The following is a 23632-nucleotide window of genomic DNA, read 5'->3' on the forward strand; positions in this document are numbered from 1 at the left end:
AGCACAGCTCATGCGTCTTTCTTCCTTGACCCCTCGCACCTTTGCCATCGGCCTCGTGTGCCTGGCCACTTTTGCCGCCGTGGGCGTGCAGGCCCAGGGCCTGCGTCTGTCCGGCGGGCCGGCCGCTTCCCTGTCAAAGGCGCTGGACGGCAGCGCCCGCGCCGTTCCGGGCAATACCGGCGTGCGTTCGGCGGACTTCATCGTGGCCGTGGTCAATTCCGAGCCCGTGACCAATTCCGAAGTGCGTGAGCGCATGGCGCGCGTGGCCCAGTCCATCGCGGCCCAGGGTGGGCAGCTGCCGCCCGAGAACGTGCTGGCGCGTGAAGTGCTCGAGCGCCTGATTCTCGAGAAGGCGCAGCTGCAGACCGCGCGCGAGCAAGGCATCAAGGTCGATGACTACGCGCTCGACCAGGCCGCGCAGAACGTCGCGCGCCAGAACAGCCTGTCGCTCGAACAGATGATGTCGCGGCTCGCGGCCGACGGCATCAGTGCCAAGCGTTTTCGCGAGGAATTGCGCAACCAGCTGCTGCTGCAGCGCCTGCGCGAGCGTGAAGTCGATGGCCGGGTGCGCGTGAGCGAACTCGACATCGACCAGTATCTGAAGGAGCAGCGTGCGAGCGGCGACACCTCCAACATGACGCTGAACCTGGGCCATGTGTTCATTGCCGTGCCCGAGAACGCTTCGCCCGCCGTCATCGCCCAGCGCGAGGCGCGTGCGCGCGAAGCGCTCGAGAAGCTCAACGCGGGCCAGGACTTCGCTGCCGTGGTGCGCGAATATTCCGACGCCCCCGAGGCCAAGGAAGGCGGCGTGCTGGGCCTGCGCCCCGCGGATCGCTATCCCGAGCTGTTCACGCGCGCCGTGGCATCCTCGCCCAAGAACTCCGTGGTCGGTCCTGTGCGCTCGGGTGCGGGCTTCCATTTGCTCAAGGTGATAGACCGTTCGCAGCAGGGCATGGCCACCGTGGTCACGCAGAACCATGCGCGCCACATTCTGCTGCGCCCATCCGACCAGCTCAACGAAGGCCAGGCGGCCGAACGTCTGGCCGACTACCGCCGCCGCGTGCAGGCGGGCCAGGCGCGTTTCGAAGATCTGGCGCGCGAATACTCGCAGGATGGCAGCGCCAAGCAAGGCGGCGATCTCGGCTGGGCCGGTCCTGGCGCCTTCGTGCCTGAATTCGAGGAAGTGCTGAACCAGCTCAAGCCGGGCGAAGTCAGTGCGCCGGTGGTGTCGCGCTTCGGCGTGCACCTGATCCAGCTGATCGACCGCCGCCAGGCGACACTGACGCCGCGCGAGCAGCGCGACGCGCTGCGCAACATCGTGCGTGAACAGAAGCTGGACAAGGCCTATGCCACCTGGGTCCAGGAAGTCCGCGGTCGCGCCTACGTCGAGTACCGCGATCCCCCGCAATAAGGTTTAGGTTTGAAACACATTCCCCGTAAACGCTTCGGTCAGAATTTCCTGACCGATGGCGGCATCATCGATGCCATTGTCGACGCGATCGATCCCAAAGCCGGCGATCCCATGGTCGAGATCGGTCCCGGCCTGATGGCCCTGACCCAGCCGCTGGTCGAGCGCCTGGGCCGCATCACCGTGATCGAGCTGGACCGCGACCTGGCGTTCCGCCTGCGTCTGCACCAGCAGCTCGATGTGATCGAGTCCGATGTGCTCAAGGTCGATTTCGCCGCCGTGGCGCAGAAGCTGCAGACGCAGAAGCTGCGCGTGGTCGGCAACCTGCCCTACAACATCTCCACGCCCATCCTGTTCCATCTGCTCGAGTATGTGGAGCTGATCCAGGACCAGCATTTCATGCTGCAGAAGGAAGTCATAGACCGCATGGTGGGCAAGCCCTCGACCGCGGCCTACGGCCGTCTGTCGGTGCTGCTGCAATGGCGCTATGAGATGCAGGAAGTGCTGTTCGTGCCGCCCGAGAGCTTCGATCCGCCGCCCAAGGTCAACAGCGCCGTGGTGCGCATGGTGCCGCGCGCCGCGCCCGCGCCGGTCGACAAGCGTCTGCTCGAAGAGATGGTTCAGGTGGCCTTCAGTCAGCGCCGCAAGCTGCTGCGCCATACGCTGGGTCGCTGGCTCGAAGAGAAGGCCTATGCGGGCGACTTCGACGTCAAGCGCCGCGCCGAGGAGGTGTCCGTGGACGAATACGTGGCGCTGGCCGCGCAAGTAGGCCGCGCCGGATAACGCACAAAAGCCCCGCGAGGGGCTTTTTCACGGTTGCATCGCTGGCGCGATCAGAGGAACGAGTAGAAGCAGCGGAACGAGACCTTGCGCTCGGCCCAGTAGTCGGCCGCATCGCGGAAGCTGTCGAGCAGTTGCTCGCGCACTTCCTTGTCGAACTTGGTGGTGGTCGGAATCTGATCGAGCACCAGGATGAAGCCGGGTTGCGGCCCGGCCTTGTGCAGTGGGTCGGTCAGGCAGTCGTAGAGTGCGTCGAAGTTCTTGCCGAAGTGGGCCGGAAACATGAACTGGGTGGCGATCAGATCCAGAATGTCCTGCTTGGTCTGGGCATGGGCCAGATTGGCATACAGGAAATGGTTGCCCAGAACCCTCGCCGCATCCTGCAGGTCCTGCACGCGATAGGCGCGGATGGACTGCACGATGTTCTGGCGCACATTGCGCAATGGGAGGTCAGGGTTCTTACGAAGTGGCGTTTCCATCTCCGTGGTTCTTTCTTTGACTAGGCTGTCCACAGGGGCGGCAAACAAGCTGTCGCCCGGTTGCGAAAAATAAGAGGGGCCATCAAGGCACCCTTCGCGGCCAACGGCGGCGGGTGTCGGTTGCGGCTTCATTCGATGATGTAGTAAAAACTGGCGTAATGGTCGCGGGTGTAATAACAGGCATCGGGCGTCTGGGGCGGACCGCCGCAGACGATGCGCCGTGCGCCGCGGTCTTGCGAGCGCGGCGTCTTGACGGTGTATTCCCGGTAATAGCCCCGTTTGCGGCTGGGCAGGATGCGTTCGCGATTGCCAAAGACGCTGCCGTCCTTGGCATGGGGGAAAGGCCCGCCTGCGCGGATCAGCCCATGCGTCGCTCGCCCTTGTGGAGGCAATTCGGACAGCGCAATGGTGGACAGGTCAGGAGACGGCTCGGTACCGCGCGCTGAAGCCATCAGTGGCGCAACGGCACAGGCTGTCCCTAAAACGATCGCAAAACCGGTCTGCAAACAACGGGCGGCGACAGCCTTCAGCATCAAAAACACCTTTCAGAAACTCAGGTTATGCCTGAAATTTCGACCTGCTAGTGTGCCGCATCACCCCCCAAAAAGCAAGCGCCTGCCCAAATTTTGGGCAGGCGCTTACATTTCCGACAGGCCGCGTCCGACCTGGAAGATGGCTTAACGGGCGGCGTTGGCGTCGGCCACCGTGAGGGCCGTCATGTTGACCAGGCGGCGCACCGTGGCGCTTGGCGTGAGCACATGGACCGGCTGGGCCGCGCCAAGCAGCACCGGGCCGATGGCGATGCCGCCACCCGCCGCGGTCTTGAGCAGGTTGTAGGAAATGTTGGCCGCGTCGATGTTGGGCAGCACCAACAGGTTGGCGTCGCCGACCAACGTGCTGTGGGGCATCAGCGCCGCGCGCGCCTTGCCGTTGAGCGCGACGTCGCCGTGCATTTCGCCGTCGACCTCGAGCCATGGGGCCTGTACGCGCAGCAGCTCCAGCGTGGCGCGCATCTTGAGCGCGGTGGGCTGGTCGCTGGAGCCGAAGTTCGAATGGCTCAGCAGCGCGCACTTGGGCTTGATGCCGAAGCGCATCATTTCCTCGGCGGCCATGATGGTGATCTCGCACAGCTGCTCGGCCGTGGGGTCGTAGTTCACATGGGTGTCGACCAGGAACACCTGGCGGTCGGGCAGCAGCAGTCCGTTCATGCAGGCAAAGGTCTGCACGCCGGCGCGCTTGCCCAGCACCTGATCGATGTAGTTCAGATGGTGCGTGACCTGGCCCCAGGTGCCGCAGATCAGGCCGTCGACTTCACCCTTGTGCAGCAGCATGGCGCCGATCAGCGACAGGCGGCGGCGCATTTCGATCTTGGCGATGGGCGCGGTGATGCCCTTGCGCTCGGTCATGCGGTGGTAGGTCTGCCAGAAGTCGCGGTAGCGGTGGTCGTCCTCGACGTTGACCACGTCGTAGTCGCGACCCTGCTCCAGGCGCAGGCCGAATTTCACGATGCGCTGGGCGATGATGGCCGGACGGCCGATCAGCGTGGGGCGCGCGACTCGCTCGTCGACCACGATCTGCGCGGCGCGCAGCACGCGCTCTTCCTCGCCTTCTGCATAGGCCACGCGCTTGCGCGTGGCATTCTTGGCCGCGGTGAAGATCGGCTTCATCGTCGTGCCCGACGCATAGACAAAGGTCTGCAGGTGCTCGCGGTAGGCATCCATGTCCTGGATGGGACGCTGGGCCACGCCCGAATCGGCCGCGGCCTGGGCCACGGCCGGCGCGATCTTCATCATCAGGCGCGGGTCGAAAGGCTTGGGAATCAGGTATTCAGGGCCGAAGACCAGCGGCTCGCCCGCATAGGCTGCCGCGACTTCCTCGCTCTGTTCAGCCTGTGCGAGGTCGGCGATCGCGTGCACTGCCGCGATTTCCATTTCGAGCGTGATGGTCGTCGCGCCGCAGTCGAGCGCGCCGCGGAAGATGTACGGGAAGCACAGGACGTTGTTGACCTGGTTCGGGTAATCGGTGCGTCCGGTGGCCATGATGACGTCATCGCGCACAGACTTGACGTCTTCTGGCGTGATTTCCGGATTGGGGTTGGCCAGCGCAAAGATCACGGGACGCGCGGCCATGGTGGCAACCATTTCCGGCTTGAGCACTCCGCCCGCCGAAAGGCCGAGGAACACATCGGCGCCGACCATGACCTCGGCGAGCTTGCGCTTGTCGGTATCACGCGCGAATTGCGCCTTGTCTTCGTCCATCAGTTCGAGGCGGCCCGTGTAGACCACGCCGGCGAGGTCGGTCACGAACACGTTCTCGCGGCGCAGGCCGACCTTGAGCAGCAGGTTCAGGCAGGCGAGCGCCGCGGCGCCCGCGCCCGAGGCGACCAGCGTCACTTCCTCGATCTTCTTGTTGGCGACCTTGAGCGCATTGATCATGGCCGCGGCCACGGTGATCGCCGTGCCGTGCTGGTCGTCATGGAAGACCGGGATCTTCATGCGCTTGCGCAGTTCGCGTTCGACATAGAAGCACTCGGGGGCCTTGATGTCTTCCAGGTTGATCGCGCCGAACGTGGGTTCGAGCGCGGCGATCACTTCGACGAGCTTCTGCGGGTCCTTTTCATCGATCTCGATGTCGAAGACATCGACACCGGCGAACTTCTTGAACAGCACGCCCTTGCCTTCCATGACCGGCTTGGAGGCCAGCGCACCGATGTCGCCCAGGCCCAGCACGGCCGTGCCATTGGAGATCACGCCGACCAGATTGCCCCGGCTGGTGTATTTGAACGCGGCGTTCGGGTCCTTGACGATTTCCTCGCAGGGCGCGGCCACGCCGGGAGAGTAGGCCAGGGCCAGATCGTGCTGATTGGCCATGGGCTTGGTCGCCGCAATGGCCACTTTGCCGGGCTTGGGAAACTCGTGGTACTCCAGCGCTGCGCGGCGCAGCAGGGCACGTTTGTCGATGGGGGTAGGGGGGACCGTATTGTCGGACATCAAGCGTCTCCAGCTCGAGAGTGAATCCAATCCGCAGTGCAGGCTCAGGCAGGCCTGACGGATCGCTTTTATGAGAGTGGCCCACGCCATCGGGCCTGCGTTGCCGTACCTGCGTACAGGCCGCTGAGGCAACAGTTGCCCGACCTGCCCGGTTGCATGGATCACTCCGTATATGCCTCATTGTAGGCTCAGCGCTATCAAAAACGGAACACGGTCGGCCGGCGCCACAAGGTCAAATGCCGACTGTCGGCAACTGGACAGAGAGGGTGCACCAAGCTGGGGCAAAACCATGCGCGACATGCACTGCTCCATGCATTTTTGTATGGATCAAACCGCGTTATGCTCCTGGTCGGTAATAACGCTAACCCGCATTAAGAGGAATTCATGTCGCTGCCCACTTCCCGCCTTTCTTCCGCTCCCGCCACCACCCGCCGCGCGACCCTGCGCATGGTGCTGGGCGGTGCCGTGACCGCCGCCGCGTTGGTCGGTACCTGGGCGCAGGCAGCGAGCCCCACGGGCTATCCGACCAAGCCCATACGCCTGGTCGTGCCGTACTCGGCGGGCGGCTCCACCGACATCCTGGGCCGCCTGCTGGCGCAGAAGATGGGCGAGAACATGAATGCGACCGTGGTGGTCGAGAACAAACCCGGCGCCAACGGCACGCTGGGCTGCGATCAGGTCGCCAAGGCGCCTGCCGACGGCTACACCATCGTGCTCGGCGATGTGGGCTGCATGGCCATGGCGCCCGGCCTCTACACCAAGCTGCCCTACGACCCATTGAAGGACTTCACGGCCGTGAGCCTGGTCGCGCGCAGCCCGCTGGTGCTGACCGTGGGCGCGCAAAGCCCGTTCAAGTCCATGGCCGAACTGACGGCCGCGGCGCGCGCCAATCCCGGCAAGCTCAACTACCCTTCGTCGGGCACGGGCGGCCCCAACCATCTGGGCGCCGAGCTGTATGCGATGCAGGCCAAGGTCAAGATCAGCCATATCCCCTACAAGGGCAGCGCACCTTCCGTGGTGTCCCTGGTCGCGGGTGAGACCGACTTCGGCTTCCTGACCGCGGTGACCATCGATTCCCAGCTCAAGGCCGGCAAGCTGCGCGCGCTGGCCGTGGCGCACAACGAGCGCCTGGCGTCGTTGCCCGACGTGCCGACCATGGACGAACAAGGCCTCAAGGGCTTCCAGGCCGATGCCTGGTTCCTCGCCGCCGTGCCCGCTGGAACGCCCCAGCACATCGTCGACCGCCTGTACGCCGAGATCGCCAAGGCCCTGCCGGATCCCGTGGTCAAGGCCAAGCTCGACGCCATGGGCGTGCTGCCGTCGGCGCTCAAGCCCGCCGCATCGGCCGACTTCCTCAAGGTCGAAGTCGCCAAGTGGCGCGCGGTGATCAAGAACGCCAACATCACGCTGGACTGAACGGCAGGCGCGGCGGCCGGGGCATTTGTCCTGCAGACCGCGCCGCCGTTTGCAGACATGATGGGAGCCTGGCCTGCGGGCGGTGGATGACGCGCCGCAGGCGCTGTTCAATGGAGGAACCTGTAATGCGCTCTCATTTCCTTGCTCTTGCCGCCTGCATTGCTGCAGCGGCGCTGGTCGGTTGCAGCCCGCAGTCCGGTGCAACCTCTGCCAGCCACCCCATGGCGCAGCTGCCCGCGTTCGACCAGCCGCTGCCACGCGCGCCTTTGCTGGCCGATTCCAATCCCCAGCCCACGCCGCACTATCCGGTACGCATCGCCGCCGCGCAATCGCTGCCGGCGGCTGTGCCCGTGCCGCCGCGCGCGGTGATCGCTCCGGAAGGCGCCAAGGACGACGGTCAGGCCGATGGCGGTTCCAGCCCGGCCGCAGGCTATGCGAGCGGCATCACCGACGCGCGCGGCGACGGCAGCAAGCACGAGCTCGACGGCAAGAAGTGATCTAGGCGACGCTCGCCCAGGCCGCGAGACATTGCGTGGCCCAGGCGGCGAAGCCCGATGAGGTTGCGCGCGTTCCAAGCCTGGCGTTCATTGCGCCGCTCCCAGCGCAGGCTGCAAGGCCTTGCGCGCCTGGGCGCGGTTCCAGGCCTTTTCGTGGAAGAAGTACGCAACGGCTTGCACCGTGGGCTCGAGCAGGCTCAGCGTCAGCGAAGCCCAGAAGTTGCGCGTGACCGCATAGGCCACGCAGGCCGCGACCGCAATATGGATCAGGTAATAGCTGCCGGTCTTCAACAGCGTCGGTTGGTGGGCGTGGAACAGGTTGAGAAGACGGGTCATGCGGATTCCTTGGCGATGAATTAAGCCAAATGATATTCATTCTCAATTAAGGCGTCCAATTGATTGCCTGCAACGGCGTCATAGCCGCTCCGCATGGTCGATCTGCATGGCACTGCAGGTTTGCGGCGCCGCGCGGATAATGGCGGGATTTGCCCCGTTTTCGGGGTTTTTGCCTCTTGAATACAGTTGCTTGTGAACCGATGCCGGCTTTGAACGAACTTTTGCCTTGCCGGGTGCGGCCGCTGCAGTCTGGTGACCTGGGTGCGCTGATGGCGATCCAGTACGCCTGCTACGGCGCTGGCTACGCCGAAAGCGAAAGCGTTTATGCGCGCCGGCTCGCCAGTCCCGCCCAGTGTTCGCTGGTGGTCGAGCGCGGCGGGGAGTTGCTGGCCTATCTAGCGGCCTACTGGTCGCTGGCTGGCAAGGTCACGCCCCTGCATGGCGACTTCGACCGCTGCGCCACGCCCGACGTGCTGTATCTGCACGACATGGCGGTGCACCCCGACCATGCCGGCCAGCGCCTGGCCGACCGTCTGCTGGCGCCGCTGTGGGCGCTGGCGCGCGAGCGCGGCATACGGCAGTCGTCGCTGGTGTCGGTGCAGGGCACGCAGGATTACTGGCGCCGCCACGGCTACCGCCCGCAGGCGCTGCAGGAGCAGGGCCAATTGCAGCGGCTGGCAAGCTATGGCGCAGACGCTGTCTATATGCAACGGGTGTTTGTTGCGGATCACACATAGTCCGTACACGGCGAGTCTGGCGATAATGCTGGATATGCCTGATCGCTGGAAACCCAATGTCACCGTGTCCGCCATCATCGAAAGAGATGGACGCTTCCTATTGGTCGAAGAAGAGACGGCCGACGGGCTGAAACTCAATGTCCCTGCGGGGCATCTCGATCCTGCCGAATCCCCCATCGATGCCTGCGCGCGCGAAGTGTTGGAAGAAACCGCCTTCAGCTTCACGCCCACGGCGCTGGTGGGCATCTACATGAACCGCTTCACGCGCACGCGCACCGGTGCCGACATCACCTATGTGCGCTTTGCGTTCACCGGCGAGCTCGGCACCCACCATCCCGAGCGCCCGCTTGACGATGGCGTGCTGCGCACGGTCTGGATGACGCTGGCCGAACTCGAGTCGAGCGCGGCGCGGCATCGCAGCCCGGTGGTGCTGCAGTCGGTGAAGGACTATCTCGCGGGCCAGCGCTTCGACCTGTCGCTGCTACATGTGGACGCCAGCGTCTATGAGGTGCCGGGGCCGACCAGCCGCAGCCCCTCCGGCCGCGGCCCCGACACGCGCTCCGGCGGCCGGCGCCCCGCGGGCCTGCTGCCCGCGGACCAGTTGCCCGGCGATCCCAGCCTTTGAAGCCTGGAGCGCGGCCTGTGGATAAGTTATCCACAGCGCTTGCCGGCGACGCTCCCGGTTTCAGTTCATCGTAAGCTTGCGTTCGCGCACCACCTTGCCCCATTGCTCGTATTCCTTCTGCATGAAGGCCGCGAGTTCCTTGCGCGTGGTCGGCTGGGGCGTGAGGCCGTGCGCCTGCAGGGCTTTCCTGACTTCGTCGTCGCCCAGCACCTTGACGATTTCGCGGTTCCAGCGGTCCAGTATGGCCGTAGGCGTCTTTGCCGGGCCGACAAACGCATACCAGTTGAGCGCTTCAAACCCCGGGTAGCCGGCTTCGGCCACGGTGGGAATGTTGGGCATGTAGGCCGGACGCGTGAGCCCGGTCGTGGCCAGGGGAATCAGCTTGCCGGTTTCCACATGGGGCAGGGCCGTGGGCGGGGCGGCGAAGTAGCTGGTCACGCGCTCGCCCAGCAGGTCCTGCAGCGCGGGCGCGCCGCCCTTGTAGGGCACATGCACCATTTCGACGCCCGCGCGCTGGTTGAACAGCTCGCCCGCGAGATGCGAGGCCGAGGCCGCGCCCGAGGACGCATAGTCGACGCTGCCCGGGCTTTTCTTGGCCAGCGCGACGAACTCCTTGAGCGTCTTCACGCCTGCGCCCTTGTGCACCACCAGCACGTTGGGGAAGTTCACGCCGCCCGAAATCGGCGCCAGGTCCTTGAACGGGTCGTAGTTGAGCTTCATCAGGTGCGGCGCGATGGTCAGCGGGCCGACCGAGCCGAACAGGATCACCGAGCCGTCGGCCGCGGCATTCGCGACCTGGCCATGGGCGATATTGCCGCCCGCGCCGCCCTTGTTTTCTACCACCACCGACTGGCCTATGTTCTCGCCGAGCTTCTTGGCGATCAGGCGCGCGGCCGCGTCGGCGGCGCCGCCGGCCGCAAAGCCCACGACCAGGGTGACGGCCTTTTTGGGCGGGAAGTCCTGGGCCTGGGACAGGCCGCCAAAGGCCAGTGCCGAGGAGGCAAGCATGGCGGTATGAAGAAGCGTGCGACGTTGCATGTGGGGAGTCTCGTAGTCGTTATTGTGGAAATACACAGGAAGGGCCGGGCCGGGACCCTCAGTCCGCGCCCAGTCCTATGGGGTTGGGCTGGCGTTTTTCGGTGTTGTGGCGCAGCAGCGCCGCAGTGCGGAACACGCCGTGCGCGAACTTGCCGTAGGGCAGCGTGGCGAACAGCGCCATCACCGCGCCCAGGTGCAGGCACAGCAGCAGCGCCAGCGCGGGCGTGCCGCGTCCCAGCCACAGCGCCAGGCCGCTGGCGCTGACGACAAACAGCAGCGCGATGAAGCCCAGGTCCATGGGTTTTTGCCGGGCATCGCCATGCTGGGGATGGCGCTTGAAGTTCAGCCGCCACAGGCCGGCCGTTCCCAGCATCAGGCTCAGGCCGCCGACCGCGCCCAGGATCTTGGGCAGGCTGGGCAGGTCGTAGGGCGCGGCCCAGCCGAACACATAGTGGTAGACCGTGGCCAGGCTGGTCGCGGCAAAGCACAGCATGAAGCCGTAGAACGTCAGGTGGTGGCAGCGGCGGCGCTGCTGGGTGTAGGCGTCGTCTTCGTTGTTGCAGCCCTGGCCGTGGCCGCCGTCGAGGTATTTGAGGCGCAGCACGTCCGAGGTCGCCTCGGCGGCCGCGGCGCTGCCGACATCGGCACCGCCGGTCGCGGGCTTGACCTCTTTCCAGAAGCGGCGCACGCCCATGAACAGCGCGAACACCACGAACAGGAACACCGGCGCGAACATGCCCACCAGCAGGTTGTGCGGGAACAGGCGGTAGAAGTTGCCGCCCAGATCGGCGCCCCACAGCGCGGCCAGGCCATTGCCCTGCAGCACCACGGCCAGCACCATGAACAGCGTCAGCGCCGCGACCAAGGCCAGCGACAGCGTCAGGCCGTTGCGCTGGTAGAGGCTGCCCAGCGCGGGTGGCCAGGCGTAGTCGGCATAGGTCTTGCCGCGCACCTCGGCCATGGCCTTGGGGATGTTGACCGCGAACTCGTGCGGCGGCGCGTACTGGCAGGCGTGCAGGCAGGCGCCGCAGTTGTGGCACAGGTTGGCGAGGTAGTGCACGTCGGCCGTGCCGAATTCGAGCCGGCGCGTCATCGCCGGAAACACCGCGCAAAAGCCTTCGCAGTAGCGGCAGGCATTGCAGATCTGCAGCGCGCGCGCGACTTCGGCTTCGGCGGAGATCACCTGGATGGGAATGACCTTGGCGGGCGACTTGGCGGCGGTCACGGGCAGGCCGTTGGCCAGCGCCTTGGCGTCCTCGGTCAGGGATTGCAGGGTTTGCATGGGGCGGATTCCTAATCTTTGACGGCGCCAGCGACGGCTGGCTGGCCTTGTGCGGCCAGGGCCGCGTTGCGTCCGGCGATGCGGCCGAAGGCCGTGCCTATGGACATGCCCACGCCGGCCGTGTAGCCCTTGCCGAGCACGTTGCCGGCCATCATTTCGCCGGCGACAAACAGGTTGCTGCTGGGCCGGCCCGCGAAGCGCACGGCCGTGGTGTCGTCGACCTTGAGCCCCAGGTAGGTAAAGGTCACGCCCGGGCGCAGCGCGTAGCCGTAGAACGGCGCGGTGTCTATGGGCCTGGCCCAGTGGGTCTTGGCGGGCGCGACGCCGTCGGTGTGGCAGTCGTCAAGCGCCGTGTGGTCGAAGCGGCCCACGCGGCAGGCCGCGTTGTAGGCGTCCAGCGTGCGCGTGAAGGTCGCGGGGTCCAGACCCAGCTTCTCGGCGAGTTCGGGCAGGCTGTTGGCGGTGATGCCTGGGAACACCGGCGGCATGAAGCGGCCTATGGCCTTGGCGTCGATGATCGAGTACGCGACCTGGCCCGGCTGCTGGGCGACAAGCCGGCCCCAGATCGCATAGCGCTTGGGCCAGAAATCCTCGCCTTCGTCGTAGAAGCGCTCGGCGTCGCGGTTGACGACCACGCCCAGCGAGACGCAGTCGATGCGCGTGCAGATGCCGCCGTCATACAGCGGCGCGCGCGCGTCGATCGCCACCATGTGGGCCTGGGTAGGGTCACCTATGCGGTCGGCCTGGTGCTCATCGAGCAGGTGGCGCAGCAGCACGCCCTTGTTGTAGGCCGTGCCGCGTATCAGGAAGTTGTCCGAAGGCCATTCGCCGCGCGCATTCTGGCCCCAGGCCTCGCGCAGCCATTCGCGGTTGGACTCGAAGCCGCCGGCCGCGAGCACGCAGCTCTTGGCGGTGATGCGCTGGCCGTTGCACCAGGCCGCGACGAAGCGGCCGTTGTCTATCTCCAGCCGGTCCACGGGCGACTCGTAGCGGATCTCCACGCCCAGCGCCTCGGCGCTGCGGAAGTAGGCGTTGACCAGGGCCTTGCCGCCGCCCATGAAGAAAGCGTTGGTGCGCGCGACATGCAGCGCGCCCGACAGCGGCGGCTGGAAATGCACGCCATGGCGGCGCATCCAGTCGCGGCAGGTGGAGGAGGCGCGTATCACCAGGCGCGCGAGGTGTTCGTCGGTGATGCCGCCCGTGACCTTGAGCAGGTCCTGCCAGAACTCTTCCTCGGGGTAGGCTTCGACGAGCACGTCCTGCGGCGCGTCGTGCATGCAGCGCAGGTTGCGCGTGTGGGCGGAGTTGCCGCCGCGCCATTCGCGGGGTGCGGACTCCAGCAGCAGCACGCGCGCACCTGCTTCGCGCGCCATCAGGGCGGCGCAAAGGGCGGCGTTGCCACCACCGATGACCAGAACATCGGTGTCCATGGGAATTCTCCTTGCAGTCTCTCTCGTGGGGAGCTCAACTGTAGGAATCAACCCGGCCCCGGTGCAGGGGGCTCAGTGCATGGGGGTATCAGTTATCGTGATGGATGGGCGAGGTGCCGCTCCAGGCGCCCGACTGCACGAGCTCGCGCACGCAGTCGACCAGCACCACGCGCGCGGCCAGCGCGGCCGGCGACAGCTCGTCCTCGGACAGGCTGCACAGCAGGTTGGTGCGCTGCGCGTCCTTGTCGGTGATCAGTGCCGACTCGAAACGCTGGGCCGCGTCCTCGAAACGACCCATGGCCGCCCAGGGCTGCAGCGAAGAACCCAGGCCTGCGTCGACAGCCGCCATCACCATCGACAGCGAATCGACTTCGAGCACCACATGCGGCGTGAAGCGCGCCTGGGCGAACGCGGTGTCGAGCGTGCTGCGCAGGCCGTGCTGGCCCGTGGGCAGAATCAGGGGCTCGCGCGCGAGATCGGCCAGCGCCATGGACGCGGGCAGAACGCCGATCTGCGGGTGGCGGCGCGAGCGTATCAGGAACAGCCTCTCCTCGATCAGCGGGTGCACCTGCCAGCGCCGTCCGCCCGGCCGTGCCTGGCCGGCCTCGTTGCCGTGCAGCCGCGAATCGAACAGCACGGCCATGTCGAGCGCGCGCGCATTGAGCATTTCGGCCAGATGGCCCGACATGCTTTCGACCATGTGCAGGCGCACGTCGGGGTAGCGCGTGCGCATGGCCTGCATCAGCGGCAGCGCGAGGATGGTGGCCGTGGTCGGCGCCAGTCCCAGGCTCACCGAGCCCGACAGCCGCGACTGCTGGGCGCTGCGCACGGCCTGGTCGGCGTGGCGCAGCGCGAGCTGGGCTTCGCGAAAGAACGCGACACCGGCCTCGGTGGGCACGACGCCGCGCGGCGTGCGCTGCAGCAGGCGCACGGCGAGCTCGCTCTCGAGCCGCGTGATCTGCTGGCTCAGCGCCGACTGCACGACGTCGAGCTCGCGCGCCGCGCGGCTCATAGAGCCCATTTCCACGATGCGCACAAAGTAGCGCAGCTGCCGCAATTCCATTGCTTGTCCTGTATTTGTCCCCACCACACCGTTGCGGGTGGCGCGCTGGGATAATCGCACACCTATGACAAAGCATCGGGTGGTGGTGGGCCTTTCAGGCGGCGTGGATTCGGCGGTGACCGCCTATTTGCTCAAGCAGCAAGGCCATGACGTGGTCGGCATCTTCATGAAGAACTGGGAAGATGACGACGACAGCGAATTCTGTTCGTCGAACGTCGACTTCGTCGACGCCGCGGCCGTGGCCGACGTGATCGGCATCGAGATCGAGCATGTGAACTTCGCGGCCGAGTACAAGGACCGGGTGTTTGCCGAGTTCCTGCGCGAGTACCAGGCCGGGCGCACGCCCAACCCCGACGTGCTGTGCAACGCCGAGATCAAGTTCAAGGCGTTTCTGGACCACGCGATGCGCCTGGGCGCAGAGAAGATCGCCACCGGCCACTATGCGCGCGTGCGCCAGAACCTGCAGACGCAGCGCTTCGAGCTGCTCAAGGGCCTGGACCCGGCCAAGGACCAGAGCTATTTCCTGCACCGCCTGAACCAGGCCCAGCTGTCCAAGACGCTGTTCCCCGTGGGCGAGCTGCACAAGACCGAAGTGCGGCGCATTGCCGAGGAAATCGGCCTGCCCAACGCGAAGAAGAAGGACTCGACCGGAATCTGCTTCATCGGCGAGCGGCCGTTCCGCGACTTCCTCAACCGCTACATCAGCAAGGAACCGGGCTGGATCCTCGACGACCGCGACCGCAAGCTGGGCCGGCACCAAGGCCTGTCGTTCTACACGCTGGGCCAGCGCCAGGGCCTGGGCATTGGCGGCATCAAGGAAAAAGGCGCGCAGCGCGGCGGCGGTGAACACCACCCCTGGTTCGTCGCGCGCAAGGAGCTCGACAAGAACATCCTGCGCGTGGTCCAAGGCCATGACCATCCCTGGCTGCTGTCGCTGCAACTCGACGCCGACAACGCGAGCTGGGTCGCGGGCGAGCCGCCCGCCCCCGGCCTTTATGGCTCCAAGACACGCTATCGCCAGCCCGATTCACCGGCGGTCATCAGCGGGGCCGCGGGCGAGACCTTCCGCCTTGACTTCCCCGAGCCGCAATGGGCGGTCACGCCAGGCCAGTCGGCCGTGCTGTATGACGGCGATGTCTGCCTGGGCGGGGGCATGATCTCGGCCGTGGCCGCGTACCCGCAAGCCACGCCAGCCTAGGCAAAGCGGATTCCTTCGGTGCGCGGCTGCAGCTGGGCAAAGCACAGCTGCAGCGACTGCGATGCCTTATGGAATGCCGCATCCACCAGGGCCTGGTCCGCGCCCGCATGCAGAAGGTCGCTCTTGAGGTGCGCGCCTATGCGGGACAGCACAGGGGCCAGCGCAATGCCCTTGGCGTTGAATTTCTCGCAGAGCTTGTGGATGGGATAGTGCTTCATCTCCACTTCCGAGCCGGCGCGCGCCAGATGGTTGCGGCCAAAGGTCTCGAGCAGCGTCGCGCCCTGCTTGTCGAACAGGTAGTCGATGTCCTCGAACTTCCTGGACTCGAAGTCCTCGGCCATGGCCACACGACCGAAGTCGATCGCTTTGAGATGCACGCTGCCGGTGTCCTTGATCTCGTGCACGAGCAGGTTGTGCATGTGCAGATCGCGGTGCGCCACCTGGTTCTTGTAGAGCACGCGCGCCATGTCGACGAGTTGCGCCAGCAGGCTCTTGGTCTGATCGCGTGACAGGCTGTCGATGCACCGGTCCATTTCATGGCTCGCGACATGCGCGGGGTCATAGATGTCGACCATGGCATAGGCGTGGCGTGCGCTCAGCGCGCGGTGCAGCTGGGCCGTATCGGTGACTTTCTTCTGCGTGGAGATATAGCCGGCAAGCTCCGGCCGATCTTCGGCATAGGCGGTGAGCGCGAGTTCCCGGTCGAAATCCTCGGTGCCTGTCCTGTTTTCCGCCCGCAGCAAGCCGCTCGCGGCATGGAATTTCTTGTTGACGCCTCCGCCCGAGAAATCCGCGTCCCGCACCTGGGCCATCTGCCGGCGCGTGTCGAGGCAGTGCCGGTCTATGGTGATGACCTGCTGTTGCTGCACGGCCGTGTCCTGGGGCTTGCCCAGATGCAGGCAGATCAACTCCTTTTCATGCGCATTGACGGTATCGGTCTTGATGGGCTCGCCGTTGATGCAGTACTCCACTGTGTGGTGCTGCGGCGCGCTGGGGTGGGCGGCGATGTTCAGCGTGAACAGCGACTGGCTGTGGGGCGCGGCCAGCTGTGACAGCAGGTTGAAGCGCGCGAAGTTGCTGGTGCCGCCGTCGTGCAGCATGGCATGCAGATTTTTCAGCGCCACTTCCTTGCTGTGGGACCGGAAAAGATCGATGAAACGATCGAAGACATTGAGCTTGGCGGCCTGCCCGGCGTCGCTGTCCATGAGCTTGGCTATGCGCGCACTGCTCAGCGATACATGGGTGTGGGGCGTCAAGGGAATGGGTGTGCTCATGGGCATCCTGTTGTGGGGCGCAGCTGCGCCCTGTTGGTAACCACAACGCATCACGGGTTCCCGGGGCTGGGCATATGCTTAGCCGAAAATCGCGCTTGGACGCCGGCGCCAAAACAGCTACCTTGGCTGGTTTGTTCCAAGCGGTCCTGACCATGAATCACTCTTTGCTGCCGTCGCGCGGCGCCTTTGCGCTCGCGCCGGCGCAGGCAATCCCTTTGCATCTGAGTTCGGCGGCGCAATGGCCGGGCCTGCTCGGCAGCCTGCCGCCGCTGCAGCGCCAATGGATAGCGACCACGGGCTTCGAGCCGCTTGCGGGTCGCGTTCTGTTGCTGCCCGGTGCCGATGGCGCCCTCGCCGGCGTGCTGGTGGGCATTGATCCGTCGGAGCCGCTGTGGCAGCTGGCCGCATTGCCGCCGCTGCTGCCCGCAGGCGTGTATGCCGTGGCGGCGGGCGATGAGGCGGCAGATGCCGAACGCGATGCCTTGCGCCAGCTGGGCTGGGCGCTGGGCGCGCTGGCGCCCGAACGCCAGGCGGTGCAGCTGCGGGTGAAAGACGGCGACTTGCAGGCCATGGAATGTCTGGCCGCAGCGGTTGCCGAAGTCCGCCGGCTGGTCAATCTGCCGGCCAACGAGCTGGGCCCGCAGGCCCTGGCCGCCGCCGTGCAGGCGCTGGCCACGGAACACGGCGCGCAGTACACCGAGTGGGTCGGCGAGGCCTTGCCAGGCGCGGGCTTCGCACTGGTGCATGCGGTGGGCCGCTCGGGCGCGCAGGCGCCGCGCGTGGCCCAGCTGGAATGGGGCGATGGCGCGGCGCCGCGCATCGTGCTGATAGGCAAGGGCGTGTGCTTCGACAGCGGCGGGCTGGACCTCAAGCCCGCAGCCGGCATGCGCTGGATGAAAAAGGACATGGGCGGCGCGGCGCATGCAATGGCGCTGGCCGGGCTGATCATGCAGGCGCGCTTGCCCGTGCATCTGACGCTGCTGGTGCCCGCGGTGGAGAACGGCGTGGGGCCGCTGGCGCTGCGCCCCGGAGATGTCATTCGCGCGGGCAACGGCCGGCTGGTGGAAATCGAGAACACCGATGCCGAGGGCCGGCTGATCCTGGCCGATGCGCTGCACCACGCGCTGCGGCCGGGCGTGGAAGATCCCGCTCGGGCGCCGGCGCTGGTCATCGATCTGGCGACGCTCACCGGTGCGGCGCGCATGGCGCTGGGCCCGGAGCTGCCGGCGCTGTTCAGCAACCACGAAACCTGGGCCGCCGATCTGCTGGCCCATTCCCGGCGCACGCACGATCCGCTGTGGCGCCTGCCGCTGTGGGCACCGTACCGCCGGCTGCTCAAGTCCGACAGCGCCGACACCATGAATGCGGCCAGCACGCCCATGGGCGGCGCCATCACCGCGGCGCTGTTTCTCGAGGACTTCGTGCCGGCCCAGGTGCCCTGGCTGCATCTGGACCTGTATGCCTGGAATACCGAGGCCCGCCCGGGCCGGCCAAAGGGCGGCGAAGCCCAGGGCCTGCGCGCGCTGTTCAGCCTGCTGAGCGAGCGCTTCGCGCCCTGAGCTGCGCGCCGCATCCCGGGCGAAAAAGCGCATTTGGTTATGCGGATTCCTGCGTTGTGCGCGGGCGCGGCGCTGCCGAGAATCGGCTGCTCACCGCGTGCCGTGCACGCCTGTTTCCCGCTTCGCGTCCAGCGCTTTCGTCCCATGAATCAACGACTCCTTGCCCCCCGTTTTTCTGCCCCGCTGCGCGCCAGCGCCGTGGCCTGCGTTCTGCTGGCGGCCCTGATGGGCGCCGCCGCGGCACAGGCCGAAACGCTGCGCTGGGCGCGTTCCACGGACGCCTCCACGCTGGACCCGCATGCGCTCAACAACGGCCCCAACCACAACCTGCTGCACCAGGTCTACGAGCCGCTGATCATCCGCACCGCCGACGGCAAGCTGCAGCCCACGCTGGCCACGTCCTGGGCGCTGACCAGCGACCCATCGGTCTGGGAGTTCAAGCTGCGCAAGGGCGTGAAGTTCCACGACGGCAGCCTGTTCACCGCCGACGACGTGCTGTTCTCGCTGGAGCGCGCGCGCTCGCCTTCGTCGGACATGCGCTCGCTGCTGGTGGCGATCACCGACGTGGTGAAGATCGATCCGTTCACCATCCACATCAAGACCAACGGCACGACGCCGCTGCTGCCCGACAACCTGATCAACATCCAGATCCTGAGCGCCGCCTGGGCGAAGAAGCATGGCGTGGAAACGCCGCAGAAGGCTTCGGCCAAGGAAGAGACCTACGCCACGCGCAACGTCAACGGCACGGGGCCCTACACGCTGGTGTCGCGCGAGCCCGATGTGCGCACGGTGCTGAGGAAATTTCCCGGCTACTGGGGCACGGGCCTGTTCCCGCTGCCCATCGACGAGCTGGTCTATCTGCCGATCAAGGCGCCCGCGACGCGCGTCGCCGCGCTGCTGTCGGGCGAAGTCGACTTCGTGCAGGATCTGCCCATCCAGGACATCGCGCGCCTGCGCGCCGACGCCAAGCTGCGCGTCAACCAGGCCGCGGAAAACCGCACCATCTTCCTGGGCCTGAATGTGGGCGCGGCGCCGCTGACCTACTCCGACGTCAAGGACAAGAATCCGCTGGCCGATGTGCGCGTGCGCCAGGCCTTCCAGCTCGCGATCGACCGCGTGGCAATCCAGAAGGCCGTGATGCGCGGCCTGTCGGTGCCGACCAACATCATCGCGCCGCCGTTCGTGCACGGCTACGACAAGGCGTTCGGCGCCGTCGGCAAGGCCGACGTGGCACAGGCGAAAAAGCTGCTGGCCGATGCCGGCTACCCCAACGGCTTCGGCATCACGCTGCACTGCACCAACGACCGCTATCTCAACGACGAGGCGATCTGCCAGGCCGTCGCCGGATTCCTGGGCCGCGCGGGCGTCAAGACCACCGTGGTGTCGCGTCCGCTGGCGATCCAGACGGCCGCGATCAACAACCAGGACACCGACTTCTACCTCTACGGCTGGGGCGTGCCGACCTATGACTCGGCCTATATCTTCGACTACCTGGTGCACACGCGCGGCAAGAACGCGCGCGGCGCGACCAATGCCACGCGCTACAGCAATGACGCCGTCGACCGGCAGATCGTGTCGCTGGCCTCGGAAGGCGACAGCAAGAAGCGCGATGCGACGATCCGGAACATCTGGACCACGGTGCAAAAGGAGCTGATCTATCTGCCGCTGCACGACCAGATCCAGACCTATGCGATGAAGCGCCGCTTCGACATTCCCGTGAATCCGTCGAACACACCGTACTTCAAGCTGTTCAAGCTGGCCGAGAAATAAGGCCTGCCATCAGGTGACCAGGCCGGCGTCCGCCCGGCCCGGTCCTCTTCCATACTCCACGAGAAGACTGCATGCCCCTGTTGTTTGCGCGTCGCCTGGGCCAGTCGTTGCTGGTGCTGCTGGCAGTGTCCTTCATTTCGTTCCTGGTCTTTCGCCATATCGGCGACCCGACGATCAGCCTGCTGGGCGAGGACGCTTCGCTCGCCGACCGCCAGGCGGTGATTGCCGAGCTGGGCTTCGATCAGCCCGTGGCCGTGCAGTACCTGCGCTACATGGGCAATGTGCTGCAGGGCGAGTTTGGCGTCTCCTACCGGCTCAAGCGGCCGGTGGTCCAAGTCATTGCCGAGCGCCTGCCGGCGACGCTGGAGCTGGCGCTGATCGCGGCGCTGCTGGCCGTCACGGGCGGGGTGATTCTCGGCGTCTACACCGCGATACGCCGCGACGCATGGCTCAGCCGCGCGCTGATGACGCTGTCGCTGGTCGGCGTCTCGCTGCCCACGTTCCTGATCGGCATAGGCCTGATCTACCTGTTTGCCGTCGAGCTGCAATGGCTGCCGTCGTTCGGCCGCGGCGACACCGTGCAGCTCGGCGGCTGGACCACGGGTTTTCTCACGGCCTCGGGCTGGGCCTCGCTGGTGCTGCCGGTGTGCACGCTGGCGATGTTCAAGCTGACGCTGATCATGCGCCTGGTGCGCGCCGAGATGCTCGAGGCGCTGCGCACCGACTATGTGCGTTTCGCGCGCGCGCGCGGCCTGCCCGAGAAGCGCATCCATTACGGCCATGCGCTGCGCAACACGCTGATTCCGGTCGTGACCATCACCGGACTGCAGATCGGCTCGCTGATCGCGTTTGCCATCGTCACCGAAACCGTATTCCAGTGGCCGGGCGTGGGACTGCTGTTCATCAACTCGATCCAGGGCGTAGACGTGCCCGTGATCGCCGCCTATCTGATGCTGATTGCCGCGCTGTACGTCGTCATCAACTTCCTTGTCGACGGCGCCTATCTGCTGGTCGACCCGCGGCTGCGCCGCGGCTGAGAGATCCGTTCAAGACCATGGCTCAAACCTCCTCTTCCCTTGTGCCGGCGCGCCTGCGCTGGTGGCAGCTGCGCCGCAGCGAATCCGCCGTGCTGCGCGCGCTCGGGCGCTCGCTCACGGTGCAGGCTGCCGTGGCCGTGCTGCTGCTGCTGTGCGGCGCGGCGCTGTTCACGCCCTGGCTGGCGCTGCAGAACCCTTTCGACCCGGCAGCGCTGGAACTGCTCGACGCGTTCACCGCACCGGGCCAGGCCGGGCTCTCGGGCGCGACCTATCCGCTGGGCGCAGACGAGCAGGGCCGCGATGTCTACTCGGCGATTCTCTACGGCCTGCGCATGTCGCTGCTCGTCGGCGCCGCCTCGGTCGCGCTGTCGCTGGCCATCGGCGTGCCGCTGGGCCTGATCGCGGGCTACGCGGGCGGCTGGTTCGACACGCTGGTGATGCGCGTTGCCGACGTGCAGCTGACGTTCCCGGTGCTGCTGGTGGCGCTGCTGGTGTTCGGCATCGCGCGCGGCATCCTGCCCGAAAGCTACCGCGACGATATGGCGCTGTACGTGATCATCCTGGCGATAGGCCTGTCGGAGTGGGTGCAGTACGCGCGCACCGTGCGCGGCGCCGTGATGGTGGAAAAGCACAAGGACTATGTGCTCGCGGCCCAGGTCATAGGCCGTTCGCGCGCCAGCATCCTGCTGCGCCATATCCTGCCGAACCTGCTGGCGCCGGTGCTGGTGATCGCGACCATCAGCTTCGCACTGGCCATCGTCGCCGAGTCGACGCTGTCGTATCTGGGCGTGGGCCTGCCGCCGACCCAGCCGTCTCTGGGCACGCTGATACGCGTGGGCCAGGGCTTTCTGTTTTCCGGTGAGTGGTGGATTTTGCTGTTCCCCGGCCTGGTGCTGCTGGCCCTGGCACTTTCCGTCAACCTGGTCGGCGACTGGCTGCGCGACGCATTGAATCCCAAACTGCAATGACTGCCCGCGACGCTTTTCTGCAGACTTCGGCCGAGAATCTGCTGCCCGACCCCGTGCTGCGCGTGCAGCACCTGGGAGTGACGTTCGACACCCACCGCGGCCCGGTCACGGTGCTCGATGACGTGACGTTCGAGATCCGTCCCGGCGAGATCCTGGGCGTGGTCGGCGAGTCGGGCGCGGGCAAGTCGATGACCGGCAATGCCGTCATCGGCCTGATCGCGCCGCCCGGGCGCATGAGCAGCGGGCAGATCTTCCTGCGCGACGAACGCATAGACACGCTGCGCGGCGAAGACCTGCGCCGGCTGCGCGGCAAGCATATCGCGATGGTGTTCCAGGACCCGCTGACCAGCCTCAACCCGGTGCTGACCATTGGTCAGCATCTGGTCGAGACGATACGCCAGCATCTGCCGCTGAGCGAGCGCCAGGCGCGCCAGCGCGCGATCGACCTGCTCGCCGAAGTCGAGATCGCCGAGCCCGCGGCCCGGCTCCACCAGTTTCCGCACCAGTTCTCGGGTGGCATGCGCCAGCGCGTGGCGATTGCGCTGGCGCTCAGCGCCGAGCCCGCGCTGCTGATCGCCGACGAACCCACGACCGCGCTCGACGTCTCGGTCCAGGCCCAGGTGATACGCGTGCTGCGCCGCGTCTGCAAGGAGCGCGGCACGGCGGCGATGCTGATCACGCACGACATGGGCGTGATCGCCGAAGCCGCGGACCGCGTGATGGTGATGTTCCAGGGCCGGGTGCTGGAAACGGGGCCGGTGCGCCAGGTGCTCGATGCGCCGGCCGCGCCCTATACGCGCGCGCTGATGGCGGCGATTCCTTCGCTGGGCGCGCCCACGCACCGGCTGCCGGTTCCCGAGATCGGTGCCGCCGCAGCCGAGGCGGTGCCGCACGGCGCCGTGGCCAGGGCCGTGATCGATGGGCCGCCGCTGGTGCAGATCAGCGGCCTGTCGCGCGATTTCGATCTTTCGGGCGGCTGGCTCGCGCGCACCATTGCGCGCCAACCGAAACGCGTGCTGCATGCGGTGCAGGATGTGGGCTTCTCGATTGCACGCGGCAGCAGCTTCGGCCTGGTCGGCGAGTCGGGCTCGGGCAAGTCCACCGTGGCGCGCATGATTGCCGGGCTGACCCGGCCCACGGCGGGCCGCATCGTGATCGACGGCAAGGACCGCTGGGCCGACCCCGCATCGGCGGTCGCGCTGCGCCGGCGCTTTCAGATGATCTTCCAGGACCCGTATGCGAGCCTCAATCCGCGCTGGAAGGTCGGTGCGCTGATCGCCGAGCCGCTGGAAGTGCTGGGCCTGAGCAGCGGGCCCGAGGAAACCGCCGAACGCGTGCAGGAGGCGCTGCGCCGCGTGCGGCTGTCGCCCGACGACGTGCGCCGCTATCCGCACCAGTTCTCGGGCGGCCAGCGCCAGCGCATCGCGATCGCGCGCGCGCTGGTGAGCCGGCCCGAGTTCATCGTCTGCGACGAACCCACGTCATCGCTCGACGTGTCGGTGCAGGCCCAGGTGCTGAACCTGATGAAGGACTTGCAGGACGAGTTCGGCCTGACCTATCTGCTGATCAGCCACAACCTGGCCGTGGTGCGCTACATGTGCGACACGGTGGGCGTGATGCAGCACGGCCGGCTGGTGGAGGTGGGCCAGGCCGAGCGCGTGCTGACCGCGCCCGCGCATGCCTATACCCAGGCGCTGATTGCGGCGGTGCCGGATATGGGGCGCCAGCGCACTGGCTGAGGCCGC

At 66.6% G+C, this 23632-nt stretch carries 21 protein-coding genes; 12 read left to right on the forward strand and 9 right to left on the reverse strand.

The genetic code is table 11. The annotated features are described in order from the left end of the window. Positions 1–10: 10 nt before the first annotated feature. Positions 11–1411 (forward strand): peptidylprolyl isomerase, encoded by a 1401-nt coding sequence (locus RR928_RS06720; RefSeq protein WP_442881529.1) that lies wholly within the window; start codon positions 11–13, stop codon positions 1409–1411. A 9-nt stretch (positions 1412–1420) separates the two neighbouring features. Further along, the gene (rsmA, locus tag RR928_RS06725; RefSeq protein ID WP_332539045.1) at positions 1421–2191 is read left to right on the forward strand and encodes a 16S rRNA (adenine(1518)-N(6)/adenine(1519)-N(6))-dimethyltransferase RsmA; all 771 of its coding nucleotides are present in this window, start codon (positions 1421–1423) and stop codon (positions 2189–2191) included. 50 nt (positions 2192–2241) lie between these two features. On the opposite strand, the gene RR928_RS06730 is transcribed toward rsmA, so the two are convergent. The 3 genes from RR928_RS06730 to RR928_RS06740 all read right to left on the reverse strand — a co-directional run bounded on the left by RR928_RS06730 (position 2242) and on the right by RR928_RS06740 (position 5657). After that, positions 2242–2667, reverse strand: a complete 426-nt coding sequence (locus RR928_RS06730; protein WP_332539046.1) for a barstar family protein — start codon at positions 2665–2667, stop codon at positions 2242–2244. Positions 2668–2795: 128 nt separating this feature from the next. Then, complete coding sequence (locus RR928_RS06735; protein WP_332539047.1) at positions 2796–3200, reverse strand: ribonuclease domain-containing protein; 405 nt, start codon at positions 3198–3200, stop codon at positions 2796–2798. Between the two features lie 144 nt (positions 3201–3344). After that, positions 3345–5657 (reverse strand): NADP-dependent malic enzyme, encoded by a 2313-nt coding sequence (locus RR928_RS06740; RefSeq protein WP_332547543.1) that lies wholly within the window; start codon positions 5655–5657, stop codon positions 3345–3347. Between the two features lie 384 nt (positions 5658–6041). Between RR928_RS06740 and RR928_RS06745 the strand changes: the two genes are divergently transcribed. After that, positions 6042–7073, forward strand: a complete 1032-nt coding sequence (locus RR928_RS06745; protein ID WP_332681888.1) for a Bug family tripartite tricarboxylate transporter substrate binding protein — start codon at positions 6042–6044, stop codon at positions 7071–7073. Between the two features lie 125 nt (positions 7074–7198). Then, positions 7199–7570 carry a hypothetical protein gene (locus RR928_RS06750; RefSeq protein WP_332536416.1) on the forward strand — a complete coding sequence of 124 codons (372 nt, stop codon included), beginning with the start codon at positions 7199–7201 and terminating at the stop codon, positions 7568–7570. A gap of 87 nt (positions 7571–7657) precedes the next feature. On the opposite strand, the gene RR928_RS06755 is transcribed toward RR928_RS06750, so the two are convergent. Continuing rightward, positions 7658–7906 (reverse strand): DUF2061 domain-containing protein, encoded by a 249-nt coding sequence (locus tag RR928_RS06755; protein WP_332536418.1) that lies wholly within the window; start codon positions 7904–7906, stop codon positions 7658–7660. 200 nt (positions 7907–8106) lie between these two features. Between RR928_RS06755 and RR928_RS06760 the strand changes: the two genes are divergently transcribed. Next, entirely contained in the window at positions 8107–8643 is a 537-nt protein-coding gene (locus RR928_RS06760) for a GNAT family N-acetyltransferase (protein ID WP_332681890.1), read from the forward strand. Positions 8644–8677: 34 nt separating this feature from the next. After that, a complete protein-coding gene (locus RR928_RS06765; protein WP_332536422.1) occupies positions 8678–9268 on the forward strand; it encodes an NUDIX hydrolase in 591 nt (196 codons plus the stop codon). A gap of 60 nt (positions 9269–9328) precedes the next feature. Here RR928_RS06765 and RR928_RS06770 read toward each other — a convergent pair whose 3' ends face one another. The 4 genes from RR928_RS06770 to RR928_RS06785 all read right to left on the reverse strand — a co-directional run bounded on the left by RR928_RS06770 (position 9329) and on the right by RR928_RS06785 (position 14081). Next, positions 9329–10306, reverse strand: a complete 978-nt coding sequence (locus RR928_RS06770; RefSeq protein ID WP_332536423.1) for a Bug family tripartite tricarboxylate transporter substrate binding protein — start codon at positions 10304–10306, stop codon at positions 9329–9331. 58 nt (positions 10307–10364) lie between these two features. Continuing rightward, on the reverse strand, positions 10365–11588 hold the full coding sequence (tcuB, locus tag RR928_RS06775; RefSeq protein ID WP_332536425.1) for a tricarballylate utilization 4Fe-4S protein TcuB: 1224 nt from the start codon (positions 11586–11588) through the stop codon (positions 10365–10367). 11 nt (positions 11589–11599) lie between these two features. After that, positions 11600–13018 (reverse strand): FAD-dependent tricarballylate dehydrogenase TcuA, encoded by a 1419-nt coding sequence (tcuA, locus tag RR928_RS06780; RefSeq protein WP_332536427.1) that lies wholly within the window; start codon positions 13016–13018, stop codon positions 11600–11602. Positions 13019–13106: 88 nt separating this feature from the next. Further along, on the reverse strand, positions 13107–14081 hold the full coding sequence (locus RR928_RS06785; RefSeq protein ID WP_332681893.1) for a LysR family transcriptional regulator: 975 nt from the start codon (positions 14079–14081) through the stop codon (positions 13107–13109). Between the two features lie 64 nt (positions 14082–14145). On the opposite strand from RR928_RS06785, the gene mnmA reads away from it, so the two are divergent. Then, entirely contained in the window at positions 14146–15279 is a 1134-nt protein-coding gene (gene mnmA, locus RR928_RS06790) for a tRNA 2-thiouridine(34) synthase MnmA (RefSeq protein WP_332536430.1), read from the forward strand. Here the strand turns inward: mnmA and RR928_RS06795 are convergent. Continuing rightward, positions 15276–16553 carry a hypothetical protein gene (locus RR928_RS06795; protein ID WP_332681895.1) on the reverse strand — a complete coding sequence of 426 codons (1278 nt, stop codon included), beginning with the start codon at positions 16551–16553 and terminating at the stop codon, positions 15276–15278. The genes mnmA and RR928_RS06795 overlap by 4 nt on opposite strands. A gap of 152 nt (positions 16554–16705) precedes the next feature. Here RR928_RS06795 and RR928_RS06800 point away from each other — a divergent pair, with 152 nt between their 5' ends. From RR928_RS06800 to RR928_RS06820, 5 genes are all read left to right on the forward strand, one after another. After that, positions 16706–18112 (forward strand): leucyl aminopeptidase family protein, encoded by a 1407-nt coding sequence (locus RR928_RS06800; RefSeq protein WP_332681897.1) that lies wholly within the window; start codon positions 16706–16708, stop codon positions 18110–18112. 144 nt (positions 18113–18256) lie between these two features. Continuing rightward, entirely contained in the window at positions 18257–19882 is a 1626-nt protein-coding gene (locus tag RR928_RS06805; RefSeq protein WP_332536433.1) for an ABC transporter substrate-binding protein, read from the forward strand. 71 nt (positions 19883–19953) lie between these two features. After that, positions 19954–20919, forward strand: coding sequence for an ABC transporter permease (locus RR928_RS06810; protein WP_332536434.1), 966 nt, complete (start codon positions 19954–19956; stop codon positions 20917–20919). 17 nt (positions 20920–20936) lie between these two features. Next, positions 20937–21887, forward strand: a complete 951-nt coding sequence (locus RR928_RS06815) for an ABC transporter permease (RefSeq protein WP_332536436.1) — start codon at positions 20937–20939, stop codon at positions 21885–21887. After that, entirely contained in the window at positions 21884–23626 is a 1743-nt protein-coding gene (locus tag RR928_RS06820; RefSeq protein ID WP_332681900.1) for an ABC transporter ATP-binding protein, read from the forward strand. The genes RR928_RS06815 and RR928_RS06820 overlap by 4 nt, the downstream gene beginning before the upstream one ends. Positions 23627–23632 lie beyond the last annotated feature (6 nt).

The sequence above is a fragment of the Comamonas sp. genome (assembly GCF_036666375.1).
Classification (GTDB): Bacteria; Pseudomonadota; Gammaproteobacteria; order Burkholderiales; family Burkholderiaceae_C; genus Comamonas.